The organism is Planomicrobium sp. MB-3u-38, from assembly GCF_002836425.1.
Classification (GTDB): Bacteria; Bacillota; Bacilli; order Bacillales_A; family Planococcaceae; genus Planococcus; species Planococcus okeanokoites.
Genome location: NZ_PJBO01000001.1, coordinates 240589 through 252850, shown reverse-complemented (window position 1 = coordinate 252850; position 12262 = coordinate 240589). Strand labels below are relative to the sequence as shown.

The following is a 12262-nucleotide window of genomic DNA, read 5'->3' as shown; positions in this document are numbered from 1 at the left end:
AAACTGGAGAAGGAGGAACTTTCGTGGATATTCTGATTTTCATTTCTTATATAATCCTGCTATGTTACGGCGTCAGTAAGTTCGCCGGGAATAAACGGCACAGATGGATTAATGCCGGTTATGTCACGGCTTTCTTACTCCCCGTCATAGTTCTTTTTCTCGGTATTAGAATAGTTGGAGCACTGACAGGTGATGGCATTGCAGGAGGAGTGGCCGGTTTTGGATATGCCATTGTCACCTGCGTGATCGGATTCATATTTTTGTTCATCGGTTACACTTCGAAGAATGTTCGTAGTGATTGAGGGGTTTGATATTTATGTATCCGACATATAATTTTAAAGTTGCCTGGTGTTTAGTTTGTGCACAGGGTTGGGTAGAAATCGTAAGAGAAAAAGAAACGAACAACTTATTCTTTCTTTGCGAGGAATGCGAAACACAATGGAAGACCATCACTGATGTATTAAATAATAAAAACGGAATTCACGATGATACATCATTCGTTACCGAACCTTCTCTTGAAGAAGTTGAAAGAATGGGATGGAGTGGCTTGATTTTAAAAAATTGATCGGAGATAGTTCGGATTTTACACTGGCCATTTCATAATTTGAAGGAGCATCAAATACAGATTCTCTTTCCTAATATCTTCAATTACTGAATTGATTCGTTTTGTTCATGAGCGGTGAGTTTCTCTAAAAATATCGGCCGAAATACGGCCGAGTGATCATAGAATCCCGAAAACTGCTCATAGAAATCCGTCACACACAATAAAAAGAAGAAATCCGGCATTCGGGTTTCTTCTCGACTCCTTCCGAAGCAAGAAAGCATTTCAAATGAGCGATAATCATCATTTCCGCAAAGAGACGCTACCATTTATAGATAAAATCAGATCCAGTCCCACCCATTCTCACGAATAAAGTGAATTTCCTCCTGATAATGTTCCAAATGTCCTTCAGCCAGCATCACCTGAAAAGCAGAATCACCCTCGCCGGCTTTTCTTTCGATTGTTTTACATAAGCCTTCTAAGCGAAGAATGACCATTTCCAATAAATTTTCCGCTGCTTTCTCACCATATTCTTCAAAAAATATTTTTATTTTATGCTTTGTCGGCTCGGCATCCTTTAAAGGGTCGTAATAAACTTTTTCCTCTCCAGGCTTGTATCTGCTTAATGGAACGCAGGTGTACAGTGTATAGGCGACATCCCAGAGCTTGGGCCCTGGTCCAGCCACGTCAAAATCGATGATGCCTGCTGGCTTCCCCTTATTAAAGATAATATTGTAAACAGCGAAATCATTGTGGCACAGCACTTCGAATGGCTGGGGCGTAAGATCGAGCGGCTGCCAACTATCATCAAAAGGAAAATCTATCACAGCCTCGTGATAAAGCCGCAGCATTTTGCCGATTTCTTTCAAGCTATCATCTGACAACATATATTTTTTCAACGGATAATTTCCAGCTTCTCCTTCGATAAACGTCAAAATTTCTCTATCTTTTTCATCTATCCCCAGGAATTTTGGCGCGTATTTATAGCCTTTATTCTCCAGATGGTTCAGCAGCTGATGAATTTTATGACTCTCTGGCTTCAATTCCCGCCTTACCGTCTTTCCTAACCGGTAAACATCAGAGACATTTCCGCCTGCCAGCTTTTCTTCACTATTACCATCTTCCATTCGATTCCTCCGTCCCCATTAAATTTTAATTACTTACCCACAGGTAACGCACAAATCTCATCTTCTCACCATTCATTTCAAATTCATCATCACTTATCCCCATGTGGATAAATCCATTCTTCTCCAGAACTCGTTGAGACGACTTATTCACAGTCGTCGTTTTTGCCTGAATCTGTTTCAAATCGGATTCAGTGGATAAAAGGAGGGACAAAGCCTTGCTTCCCATTCCCTTGCCGCCATAATTTTCTCCCAGCCGAAAACCGACTTCCGCCGTGCCGGCAGCCTCATCAATATCAACCAAGTTAATCCGCCCAGCGATATTTCCGTCAGGATCTTTTATCAAATAAAACCGGCAAACGCCTCGCTCCTGCTCTTCCAAAAGTTCTCGATGCCTGTCTAAAAAAACCGCCCACTGGTAATAATCGTCGCCTCGGCCAGGCACCATCTTCTCAAAGAAACATCGGTTTACCCTTTCAAACTCCAACAATTCTTCTGCATCCGATTCCTGCAGCAAGCTCAGTGAAATATTCATCACTTACCGACTCCCTTGCCGATTCGAAGTATGAAAATCACAGGTTTTCACATGATCATCCACTATGCCGATCGCCTGCAGAAACGAATAAGTTGTAACCGGTCCGACGAATTTAAAGCCGCGCTTTTTCAGTTCTTTGCTGATTTGCACGGACAAAGGAGATTCAGCAGGCATTTGCGTACTGTCTTCCCACTGATTGATGACCGGTTCGCCTTCTGTAAAGCTCCACAGGAATTCAGCCAAACTGCCGAATTCCTCTTGCACTTTCAAAGCTGCCTGCGCATTGCTGCGAACCGATTGCAGCTTCGCAAAATGCTTGATGACATTGTAATTCTCTTTTATTGACTCCAGATCCGAATCGCTCAACCCTTCGCAATACGCGATGTCGAAGTTTTTAAAAGCCGCCTGGTATGCGTCCCGTTTTGCCAATACGATGCTCCATGACAACCCTGCTTGTGCGCCTTCCAAATTCAACAATTCAAAAATATAGCGGTCGTCCCGCGTCGGTCTGCACCATTCCTTCTCGTGATATGCCTGCATCATTTCGCTGTTGCTCGGCCATGAACATTGTTCCATCTGTGAGCCACCTCTTTCGTTCTTTTGAATTTACTTTACCATTCTTAAAGAGATTACTGCGTGCCCTATTTAAAATAAAACGGATGTATTTCATCGATTGAAACTTTCAAAAATACACATCTAAAACTATAGATTTTTAAGATTTTTCGCTTTTCGCCTGCGAAAAGCAGCCATTTGTCTTTTGATCTTCACTTTTGGAGGGATATCAATCGCAATAAAGCGGCTTTTCCCCCACGTACCTTTGCCTGTTTGTTGTATATCAACGTTCAGCGAATTATATCAACGCTCAGAAGATTATATCTACGTTCAGGAGAATATATCTACGTTCAGGAGAATATATCTACGTTCAAAAAATTATATCTACGTTCAGAAGAATATATCTACGCTCGGCAATTTCCCCGATCTTTTCTACTCAAATTAAAAAAGGAGAAACTTTTAAAAGTTTCTCCCCCAAAAAGCTGTTCCAAGCTAAGCCACCCTATAACGTATTCTTGCTCCGGGTCGCCTGCTCATGCTTCAAAAGCCATTCTTTTCTCGTCAAAGTTCCTGCATAACCCGTCAGTTTCCCGTTCGTGCCGATGACCCGGTGGCACGGCACAATGATGGTCAGCTTGTTTTTGCTGTTGGCGTTGCCCACTGCTCGCACCGCTTTTTCGCTTCCGACTTTAACCGCGATATCCCGGTAGGAAGCGGTTTCTGCATAGCCGACTGTCGTCAGGGCAGACCAGACTTTGCCCTGGAATTCCGTCCCTTCGGAAAAATAAGGAACGGTGAAATCCATGCGCTCACCTTTGAAGTATTCGTCCAACTCCTGCAGGCAATCGTTTAAAACCTGCGGCGTGTCCGGTTGCGGCTGGTGCAGGACCTCTTCGCGTTCTGTGAATAAAACCGACAGGATCCCTTGTTCTGTACCTACTACTTCCATGACGCCGATCGGTGATTCATAATCCACTTGATATAAATTACTCATATAAACTCCTCCAAAGATAGAAAGTGGCGTATGCCTCCCGCCCTTTCCAATTTTCCGCATAGCGCTCGATTTCAGCTATTGACGGTTTCTTCTCCAACTCCAATTGATATTTCAGCGCGTTGTGCAAACCGACGTCGGCAATCGGAAAAGCCGAGGTGAAGCCAAGGCATTTCATCATGACATAATTAGCGGACCAGGGGCCGATTCCTCTTATCGCGACCAGTTCTTTTTCCACAGTCTGCGCATCTTTTCCATCTGTGAAATTTTCCTTCACCAGATTTCCTTTCGCCATTTCAGCTGCAATGCCGATGATGTATTCCGCTTTTCGCACCGAATACTGCATAGGCGTCAAATCACTTACCTTAAGCTCCGAAATTTCTTCGCAGGAAGGGAACGTCCAGTAAATTTCGCCTTCGTAAACTAATGATTTTCCGTAAGCTTCGACAAACCGTTTTTTCAAGGTATAGGCGAAAGTCAGATTAATCTGCTGGCCGGTGATTGCCCAAGCCATGGCTTCAAATAAATCGGGAAAACCCATAACCCGCAAACCGAAATGGCGCTTAACAATCGGCTGTAAAATCGGATCTCCCGCTGCCATTTCGTAAAAAGGGGTAATATCCGTTTCTAAATCAAACCAGGCCCAAACATATTCAGCAGCTGCCCGCTGCCCTGCTTGAGAAGGTTTGCCGTTTAAAAATTCTACCCGCAAATGCTGCTCCGCATGGGTAATGCCTATTAAAATCAATTCTCCCTGATGGTCGATCAGCTTTATGATTTGGTCATTTTGTATCCGGTGGAGATTTTCCTGACCGGACCGGTTGAGAAAAACCAAGCATTCCTCAAAACTGAATTCAACCGGTACAGGAACTCTCACGGAACTGCTGTTTGTGTTCGGAATCATTTTCCAGCTCCTTCGTCATTTTTCGGTAATCGCTTGGTGAAAGGTTTTTAGAGCGCCGGAACGCTTTATAAAAGTGCGAGGTGCTTTGGAAACCTGCTGCGTAGCAAATCTCCAGATTCGTATTTTCAGTATGCTTCAGCAAATGTGCCACTTTGTCCACGCGGATTTTCTCCAGGAACGATCGGGGTGTCTCTCCCGTTTCCTGCTTAAAAATGCGGTCCAGATACGAAGGACTCAAGCCGGCATGTGAAGCGATTTCTTCAAGGTTCAATTTGCGATTATGATAAGCCAAAAGCAAGTCGATCACTCTCCGCACTACTTCAACGTTAGGTGAGTGTTCCGTTTCCGGCTGACATCTTTTGCACGCCCGGTACCCACGGCTCTCCGCTTCCTGAATCGTTGTATAGAATTCCACATTCACCTTCTTCGGCTTTCTGGAACGGCACGAAGGTCTGCAATAGATCTTCGTTGTTTTCACCGCTGTATAGAACAGCCCATCGTATTTCCGGTCGCAGGCCATGATTTTCTCCCACATTTCTTCAAACGTAAAATTTATTTCGGCAGTCATCCTCCACACTCCCTTCCCACGAATTTTCCGCTCTTAAATCTTATCTCCATTGTAACCAATTACCGGCAATACTTCTGCTTTCATTTTATCAATCACAGCCCGAAATTTTCGTCCTCGATTTTGCGCTTATGGTCGCTCCAGCGGAATGATTCATTCGCATAAAAAAACCTCAGAAAGTATTTCTCAAAATTAAAGCCGTGCCGTTTATTCCAATGTATAATTAGGTCAATCAATCATGTTGAACTTTTCACCGGAGGAGGCGAATCCTATACTTACTCAAATTCCCATCATTGATTTTCTTCTGTTGCTACTATTGAATTTGGGGATCGGCGCGATAGGATTTTTTCCAAGCTTCCTGGTGACGGGCCTTAATATCAGTTCTTTCGGCATTGCGCTCGGTACAGTGCTTTCGCTGTCCGGAGAAATTTTTGGGGCGATTGCCGGATTTTATCTATACCGTTATGGATTCAGAAAAATGGATCCGGGATGGCTGAAGCACCGGTTCTGGACACGGATTCAAAAGTCTTCATCCAACCAGGTATTTTGGACGGTTATTCTGCTTCGCCTCATTCCATTTGTTCCTTCTGGGCTGGTGACCGCTGGCGCTTCGTTAACACCGATTTCCGCTCCGCTGTTTATGGCTGCCAGCACAATCGGAAAGATTCCAGCAGTTTTTATTGAAGTGGCCATCATGTATGGCGTGATCCACACCATTCCCGTCCGTTATCAGTGCAGCTTAGCCGCTTTGACTCTCGTGGTACTGCTGCTGATCTGGAATAAAAACAGAAGTAAAGTTCAGATGTAATATTTCAACTTACCCCATAATGGAGCTGTTACCTTGAAGACATCCCATAAACTTATAAGATTCGGAGCCTTTTTTGCGCTGTCCTTTTTCATTGTCGGATTCAGTCCATCGTCGCTTGGAACTTCATTCAAAAAAATCATGGCCGATGGCTTTGCCATTGAATCACCTGATCAGAATGTATCTTCAGAGGCTTTTTTGCTGACAAATTCCAGAAACGGACAGCCGCTTGAAAACTATCTGCTATACATCATTGATACCAGCACCAGCACATTGGTCGATGTAATAAAATCCGATGAAGCCGGTGAAATGGAAGCAGATGCATTGGTCGACGGAAATGAATACCGGATTCGAATTGTGCGCGCAGATACAGATTCAGGCGCCGTAAAATTGGCGGAAGAAAAAATGTATCTTCATCAGCCGGACGACTTGCCGACCACGATTGAAACCTATGTTGAACGTGAAGCCACTCATATAAATGTACCGATTCTGATGCAAGACCCCGAACTGCCGAATGGCTGTGAAATTACGACATTGACATCTGCTCTCAATCATTATCGCCTCAAAGTTTCCAAAACGACCATGGCTGATGATTACTTGCCAAAATCGTCTTTCACCTTCAAAAACGGCAAACGTTTCGGACCAGATCCTCATCAGGCATATGCCGGCAATCCCAGAAAGGCAAACGGAGGCTGGTATGTATTTGCAGAACCGATCGTCGAAGCAGCCAAAGGAATCATCGATTCCAAAAGCAGCCGGCTGATCGCCGAAAATGTCAGCGGCAGCACCCAGGAGGAAATCCTTTCCTATACCGATCGAAATATTCCGGTCATTGTCTGGGTCACACTGGATTTGTCGCCACCGGTCACTTCCGGCGGCTGGTACATCGAAGAAACTGGCGATTTCCACCCTTCTTTCAGTAATTTGCACAGCGTGGTGCTGGACGGCTGGGAAGACGGCAACGTCTATGTAATGGACCCCCTTAAAGGTCGTGTAAACTATCCTGAAAAAATTTTTTTTGATAGCTATGAAGCGATGGGAAGCCAGGCTGTTATTGTGAGAAGGTAGGTTGAGCTTGTGGGGATGCCGGGAAGTTATCGGGCAATCATGAATGCAGGATTTAAAAAAATATAATTAAAACTGTTGACTTTTGTTTCGAACGCCACTAAAGTAGTCATTACAAATCAAATACGTACATCACTTTCTTATCCAGAGAAACCGAGGGACAGGCCCTATGACGTTTCGGCAGCGGATTCGCTTCATGCGAAAACTGTGCTAATTCCTGCAAATGCGATCCTTGCATTTGGAAGATGAGAACGAGATGGTTTCATTCTGGAGCCCTCTTTTTTTCTTATGGATTAAGAAAAAAAGAGGGCTTTTTTTCGTTCATTTTTGGAAAGTCAGATCTGTACGCACACGATTTGCAAAATTATTTACAGCTGAAGGAGGCGTACTAATGATTCAATTTGAGGGGGTTACAAAAACCTATCAGTCAGGGAAACAGGAAATCCATGCATTGAACGGCATCGATCTCACTGTCGAAACTGGAGAGATCTTCGGAGTGATCGGCTTTAGTGGAGCCGGCAAAAGCTCCCTCATCCGCACAGTCAATCTGCTGGAGCGTCCGAGCAGCGGGCATGTCCGGATAGATGGCAAAGACATTTCCAAGCTATCGGCAAAGGAAATCCGGAAAACACGGAAAGACATCGGCATGATTTTCCAGCATTTCAATCTGCTGAATTCGAAAACGGTTTTCCACAATGTCGCGATGCCTCTTATTCTGGCAAACACGCCGAAAAACAAGATTAAAGAGCAGGTAAAAGAGCTGCTCGATTTTGTCGGCCTTTCCGATCAGGCAACGAAATATCCCGACCAGCTGTCGGGCGGCCAGAAACAACGCATCGGCATTGCACGCGCTTTGGCCACCAATCCATCGGTCCTGCTTTGTGACGAAGCCACTTCCGCGCTCGACCCGCAGACAACCCAATCGATTCTGGAATTGCTGCGCCGCATCAACCGTGAATACAACATCACCATTCTGCTGATCACCCACGAGATGGGGGTCATCCGCGAAATCTGCGACAAAGTGGCCGTTCTCGAAGCAGGTAAAGTCATTGAGCAAGGAACGGTGTTCGAAGTGTTTACGAATCCGCAGCAGCCGACTACGCAAAGGTTTGTCCGCTCAGTTATGAACGATGAACTGCCGGAATCACTGCTGAAGCAGATACAAAACCCAAGCCGTAAAAATTCCATCTACCGGATTCAATTTACAGGCACATCGGTCGGCCAGCCGCTGATGTCCCGTATCTCGCGTAAATACCAATTGGATCTGAACGTCCTGTTCGGCAACATCACCGAGTTACAGGGCGCGCCGTACGGCAACCTTATCGTTGAATTCACCGGTCCTGCCGAAGAGATCAATAAAGCGCTGGCAGATATCCGGGAAGGCAATGTCCATGTCGAGGAGGTCCTGAACTATGCTAGTTGACAACGAACAGATCCTGGAAGCCTTATGGGAAACAATCTATATGACAGGAGTGGCATTTCTGTTCTCCGTGATCATCGGTTTTATACTCGGCCTCTTGCTTGTCGTTACACGGAAAGGCCATCTACTGGAAAACGAACCGGTTTCAAAAGTGCTGAATGTCATCATCAATATTTTCCGGTCCGTCCCTTTCATCATCCTGATGGTCGCCATCATCCCGTTGACCCGCATCATCGTCGGCACTTCCATCGGCACAGCGGCAGCGATCGTCCCACTCGTTTTTTACGCCGGACCTTACATTGCTCGGCTGATTGAAAACTCGCTCCTTGAAGTTGATAAAGGAGTGATCGAAGCGGCACAAGCAATGGGCGCATCCCCATTCCAGATCGTTTTCCGTTTCCTCATCCCGGAAGCCTTAAGCTCACTTGTGCTGGCTTTGACAATCGCCATCGTCGGCTTGATCGGTGCATCCGCCATGGCCGGTGCCATTGGAGGCGGTGGCCTCGGCGACTTGGCCATCACTTATGGTTATCAGCGTTTCGACACACTCGTCATGGTCGTCACCGTAGCAATCCTGGTCGTACTTGTCCAAGGCGTCCAGTCCGGCGGCAACCTGTTATCGCGGCGCGTCCGTCGTCGTTAAGTTTTTCATTCTAATAAAACACTGGAGGAATCAACCATGAAAAAAATAACAACTCTTTTCTTATTGGCTCTATTGGCTTTGACACTTGCAGCATGCGGCAGCGAAACAGAAGGTGCTGGAGACGGCAACCGCAAAATAACACTCGGCATCAGCGGCTCGGATACGACAATCTGGGATTACATCGCCGATAAAGCGGAAAAAGAAGGCATCGACCTTGAAATCGTCACGTTCTCTGATTACGTGGCACCGAACATCGCCTTGGCTGAAGGCGAGCTCGATTTGAATGCATTCCAGACAATCTCTTATTTTGACGAATTTGTCGAAGAGCATAACATCGACATCGTGCCAATCGGCTCTACAGTCATCGCTCCAATGGGCCTCTACTCTGAAAAGTACGATTCAATCGATGAACTTCCGGAAGGTTCACAAATTGCGGTACCGAACGAAGCCACCAATATGGGCCGTGCACTCTTGCTGCTTCAGGAAGCCGGTTTGATCAAATTGTCGGACGATGCCGGTTTGACTGGTACAGCTGACCACATCATTGAAAATCCGAAAAAGCTTGAAATCGTTCCGATGGTGGCAGCACAAACACCGCGGGCAATGGCAGACGTTGCGGCATCAATCGTCAACAACGGGATTGCAGTGGATGCAGGCCTGAATCCGACTGACGATCCGATTGCCCGTGAAAGCGATACGGCTACCCCTTACATCAACTTGATTGCGGCAAGTGCAGAGAATGCAGACGACGAAGATTACTTGAAAATCGTAGAACTTTATCAGCAGGAAGACACAGCTGACTTTATCGTCGAGCATACAAAAGGTGCGCAAATTCCGACGTTCATTCCTGTAGAAGAATTAGTCGATTACAAATAAAATTCGAGGAGGAATTCTGAATGACAGCTATTAAGGAAGCAAACACAACTATTTCACAGTCCATCGACTCAAGACGGGAGCAGTATATTGCAACCAGCCAGGCAATCCATGCCAAACCGGAGATCGGCAACCAGGAAGCTTTTGCAAGCGCGACTCTCATTACATTGCTGAAAGAAGCCGGTTTCTCGGTTGAAGCCGGCGTCGCTGGTCATGACACCGCTTTTTATGCCAGCAAGGAAAGTTCATTGCCTGGCCCGACAATTGCCTATCTTGCGGAATATGATGCCCTGCCTGGCATCGGACATGCCTGCGGTCATAATATTATCGGCACGACAAGCGTCGCTGCTGCAATTGCGCTGTCGGAGACTTTCGCCACTACCGGCGGACGTGTTGTCGTGCTTGGGACTCCAGCTGAAGAAGGCGGTCCGAACGGCAGCGCAAAAGGGAGTTTCGTGAAACATGGTTTGCTTGAAGGCATTGATGCCGCATTGATGATCCATCCATCGGGCAGATCTTCGACAACCACGCCTTCACTTGCTGTTGATCCGCTTGAATTTCATTTTTACGGAAAGCCTGCCCATGCGGCAGGGTCACCGGAAGAAGGCATCAATGCACTCGATGCAGTGCTCCAGCTATTCAACAGCATCAACGCGCTTCGCCAGCAATTGCCATCTGACGCCCGTGTACACGGCATCATCACGCACGGCGGCGACGCACCGAACATCATTCCGGAATACGCTGCAGCCCGCTTCTACATACGCGGTGATTCCTGGAAAAAAGCTTCGGAAACAGCGACGAAAATACGTGCTATCGCTGAAGGTGCTGCACTGGCCACAGGCACTAGCGTCAAAATTGTCCGTTTCCAGAACGAAGTGAAAGATCTTGTCTTAACTTCCACTTTGGATGCAGTAGTCCGCGAAGAATTGGAAGCTGTCGGCGAAACAGTAGCGACATCCCGCAACACCGGAATCGGTTCGACAGACGCCGGCAATATCAGCCACGTCGTCCCGACCGCCCATCCATATATCAAAATCGGACCGGATGATTTGATCGGCCACACGGTTGAGTTCCGAGAAGCAGCCAAGTCTCCACAAGGCGATGAAGCTTTGATCCGCGGAGCAAAAGCATTGGCGAATACCGGCTACCGCCTTTTGACAGAAGCCGCGCTGCTGGAGGAAGTAAAGCAGGCACATGCCAAGTCATTGGCTGCTAAAAGATGATTTTCAGTTTACTAATGTGCCAATAAGATATAAGCCATGAAAATACCCCGAATGAAAGACAGGATTCTTCACGTCTTTCATTCGGGGTTTCTTTTGCCGGCAAACTATTTCCAAATCACCAACAGCTCAATCACTTTCTTAATTTCACAGCCTTCCAGCTGATAATCGATTCTTTCATCTGTTTCACTCTTCGATATCCCAGAACAGGCCACCTCACTTACACCATCCGAACCGTAAGAATCCCTCAAACTGTTTACGATGGATTTGAATTCTGAGCCATCAAATTGCACATCACGGGAAATCGGATTCCCTTCGCTGGTGAATTGGATTAGCTGGATGTGATCCGGTTCTTGTTCATTTACTCGTTCCAAGAATGTTTGGAACCGATCCCTATTCTTTATTTCGCCTGAGCTGGCAACCTCGATCACATCTATTTGCGGCAACGGGGAAAATGCACTTCTGTCCAGCTCCTGTCCAGTATTCGGCTGAATATCCGCCGTCTCCTCTTGAACATTCTGGCAGCCAGTGAGCAACCATCCACCTGTTAAAATCAATATCGCCAACCATTTCAAATCACTCACCCCTTTTATAGTGATGAGACCGGGTTTTGGGATGAAAAGTTACAAATAATAAACACGCTTGCAATGTAGATGCAGCGAGTATCGAATGGTGTCATTATTGTTTTATTTTTTCTAAAGGAAACGTTGTACCAAAACATTGCCTGTTCAAATAAGCTTTTCCAGGCTATTTTTGAATTTCTGCACCTGAACCGATCAATATATTTTTCAAATCCTCAATCTCTTGAATGGACAGTTCGATATCTTCTTCCAAAACTTCAGTATGATAATGCTCTTTCACACTTTCCAAAAACAGCTTGGTTTTTGTCAGGGCAGACTTTTTAAAGGAAAGAAGCTCACGTATCTCCACGGCTTCAAAAAGAGACAACATTGGTGACATAAAAATTCTCCTCTATTATTTGAAATGATTCACGTCTAATAGTCTACCCCAATACATAATTTTT

General features: G+C 45.9%; 16 protein-coding genes and 1 riboswitch. Of the genes, 8 read left to right on the top strand and 8 right to left on the bottom strand.

The features are described 5' to 3' along the window. Positions 1-23 precede the first annotated feature (23 nt). Positions 24-302: a hypothetical protein gene (locus CXF70_RS01510; protein WP_101801207.1), complete on the top strand. Its 279-nt coding sequence runs from the start codon at positions 24-26 to the stop codon at positions 300-302. A gap of 14 nt (positions 303-316) precedes the next feature. Then, the gene (locus CXF70_RS01505) at positions 317-565 is read left to right on the top strand and encodes a hypothetical protein (protein ID WP_101801206.1); all 249 of its coding nucleotides are present in this window, start codon (positions 317-319) and stop codon (positions 563-565) included. Between the two features lie 317 nt (positions 566-882). On the opposite strand, the gene CXF70_RS01500 is transcribed toward CXF70_RS01505, so the two are convergent. The 6 genes from CXF70_RS01500 to CXF70_RS01475 all read right to left on the bottom strand — a co-directional run bounded on the left by CXF70_RS01500 (position 883) and on the right by CXF70_RS01475 (position 5215). After that, positions 883-1668, bottom strand: coding sequence for a phosphotransferase (locus tag CXF70_RS01500; RefSeq protein ID WP_101801205.1), 786 nt, complete (start codon positions 1666-1668; stop codon positions 883-885). A 25-nt stretch (positions 1669-1693) separates the two neighbouring features. Then, positions 1694-2200 (bottom strand): GNAT family N-acetyltransferase, encoded by a 507-nt coding sequence (locus CXF70_RS01495; RefSeq protein ID WP_101801332.1) that lies wholly within the window; start codon positions 2198-2200, stop codon positions 1694-1696. A 3-nt stretch (positions 2201-2203) separates the two neighbouring features. Beyond that, positions 2204-2776 carry a DNA-3-methyladenine glycosylase I gene (locus CXF70_RS01490; protein ID WP_101801204.1) on the bottom strand — a complete coding sequence of 191 codons (573 nt, stop codon included), beginning with the start codon at positions 2774-2776 and terminating at the stop codon, positions 2204-2206. 478 nt (positions 2777-3254) lie between these two features. Continuing rightward, the gene (locus tag CXF70_RS01485; protein WP_101801203.1) at positions 3255-3746 is read right to left on the bottom strand and encodes a methylated-DNA--[protein]-cysteine S-methyltransferase; all 492 of its coding nucleotides are present in this window, start codon (positions 3744-3746) and stop codon (positions 3255-3257) included. Beyond that, entirely contained in the window at positions 3739-4647 is a 909-nt protein-coding gene (locus tag CXF70_RS01480; protein WP_101801202.1) for a DNA-3-methyladenine glycosylase 2, read from the bottom strand. The genes CXF70_RS01485 and CXF70_RS01480 overlap by 8 nt, the downstream gene beginning before the upstream one ends. Next, complete coding sequence (locus CXF70_RS01475; protein WP_101801201.1) at positions 4598-5215, bottom strand: bifunctional transcriptional activator/DNA repair enzyme AdaA; 618 nt, start codon at positions 5213-5215, stop codon at positions 4598-4600. The genes CXF70_RS01480 and CXF70_RS01475 overlap by 50 nt, the downstream gene beginning before the upstream one ends. Positions 5216-5450: 235 nt before the next feature. Between CXF70_RS01475 and CXF70_RS01470 the strand changes: the two genes are divergently transcribed. The 6 genes from CXF70_RS01470 to CXF70_RS01445 all read left to right on the top strand — a co-directional run bounded on the left by CXF70_RS01470 (position 5451) and on the right by CXF70_RS01445 (position 11241). Further along, positions 5451-6020 carry a TVP38/TMEM64 family protein gene (locus tag CXF70_RS01470; RefSeq protein ID WP_101801200.1) on the top strand — a complete coding sequence of 190 codons (570 nt, stop codon included), beginning with the start codon at positions 5451-5453 and terminating at the stop codon, positions 6018-6020. Positions 6021-6053: 33 nt separating this feature from the next. Continuing rightward, positions 6054-7085: a C39 family peptidase gene (locus CXF70_RS01465; protein WP_101801199.1), complete on the top strand. Its 1032-nt coding sequence runs from the start codon at positions 6054-6056 to the stop codon at positions 7083-7085. A gap of 134 nt (positions 7086-7219) precedes the next feature. Further along, positions 7220-7334: riboswitch (SAM riboswitch) on the top strand. 139 nt (positions 7335-7473) lie between these two features. Then, positions 7474-8505 (top strand): methionine ABC transporter ATP-binding protein, encoded by a 1032-nt coding sequence (locus tag CXF70_RS01460; protein ID WP_101801198.1) that lies wholly within the window; start codon positions 7474-7476, stop codon positions 8503-8505. Continuing rightward, entirely contained in the window at positions 8495-9145 is a 651-nt protein-coding gene (locus CXF70_RS01455) for a methionine ABC transporter permease (RefSeq protein ID WP_101801197.1), read from the top strand. The genes CXF70_RS01460 and CXF70_RS01455 overlap by 11 nt, the downstream gene beginning before the upstream one ends. Positions 9146-9181: 36 nt before the next feature. Continuing rightward, positions 9182-10021 (top strand): MetQ/NlpA family ABC transporter substrate-binding protein, encoded by an 840-nt coding sequence (locus tag CXF70_RS01450; protein WP_101801196.1) that lies wholly within the window; start codon positions 9182-9184, stop codon positions 10019-10021. Between the two features lie 20 nt (positions 10022-10041). Next, positions 10042-11241 carry a M20 family metallopeptidase gene (locus tag CXF70_RS01445; protein ID WP_101801195.1) on the top strand — a complete coding sequence of 400 codons (1200 nt, stop codon included), beginning with the start codon at positions 10042-10044 and terminating at the stop codon, positions 11239-11241. Between the two features lie 104 nt (positions 11242-11345). Here the strand turns inward: CXF70_RS01445 and CXF70_RS01440 are convergent, their stop codons facing one another. Next, complete coding sequence (locus tag CXF70_RS01440; protein ID WP_158241140.1) at positions 11346-11813, bottom strand: DUF4362 domain-containing protein; 468 nt, start codon at positions 11811-11813, stop codon at positions 11346-11348. A gap of 172 nt (positions 11814-11985) precedes the next feature. Beyond that, on the bottom strand, positions 11986-12198 hold the full coding sequence (locus CXF70_RS01435; RefSeq protein WP_101801193.1) for a spore coat protein: 213 nt from the start codon (positions 12196-12198) through the stop codon (positions 11986-11988). Between the last annotated feature and the right edge of the window lie 64 nt (positions 12199-12262).

Excerpts from the sequence above, each read along its gene's own strand:
- CXF70_RS01505 (WP_101801206.1), top strand. The coding sequence starts at position 317 with ATGTATCCGACATATAATTTTAAAGTTGCCTGGTGTTTAGTTTGTGCA.
- CXF70_RS01500 (WP_101801205.1), bottom strand. The coding sequence starts at position 1,668 with ATGGAAGATGGTAATAGTGAAGAAAAGCTGGCAGGCGGAAATGTCTCT.
- CXF70_RS01495 (WP_101801332.1), bottom strand. The coding sequence starts at position 2,200 with ATGAATATTTCACTGAGCTTGCTGCAGGAATCGGATGCAGAAGAATTG.
- CXF70_RS01490 (WP_101801204.1), bottom strand. The coding sequence starts at position 2,776 with ATGGAACAATGTTCATGGCCGAGCAACAGCGAAATGATGCAGGCATAT.
- CXF70_RS01485 (WP_101801203.1), bottom strand. The coding sequence starts at position 3,746 with ATGAGTAATTTATATCAAGTGGATTATGAATCACCGATCGGCGTCATG.
- CXF70_RS01480 (WP_101801202.1), bottom strand. The coding sequence starts at position 4,647 with ATGATTCCGAACACAAACAGCAGTTCCGTGAGAGTTCCTGTACCGGTT.
- CXF70_RS01475 (WP_101801201.1), bottom strand. The coding sequence starts at position 5,215 with ATGACTGCCGAAATAAATTTTACGTTTGAAGAAATGTGGGAGAAAATC.
- CXF70_RS01470 (WP_101801200.1), top strand. The coding sequence starts at position 5,451 with ATGTTGAACTTTTCACCGGAGGAGGCGAATCCTATACTTACTCAAATT.
- CXF70_RS01460 (WP_101801198.1), top strand. The coding sequence starts at position 7,474 with ATGATTCAATTTGAGGGGGTTACAAAAACCTATCAGTCAGGGAAACAG.
- CXF70_RS01455 (WP_101801197.1), top strand. The coding sequence starts at position 8,495 with ATGCTAGTTGACAACGAACAGATCCTGGAAGCCTTATGGGAAACAATC.
- CXF70_RS01450 (WP_101801196.1), top strand. The coding sequence starts at position 9,182 with ATGAAAAAAATAACAACTCTTTTCTTATTGGCTCTATTGGCTTTGACA.
- CXF70_RS01445 (WP_101801195.1), top strand. The coding sequence starts at position 10,042 with ATGACAGCTATTAAGGAAGCAAACACAACTATTTCACAGTCCATCGAC.
- CXF70_RS01435 (WP_101801193.1), bottom strand. The coding sequence starts at position 12,198 with ATGTCACCAATGTTGTCTCTTTTTGAAGCCGTGGAGATACGTGAGCTT.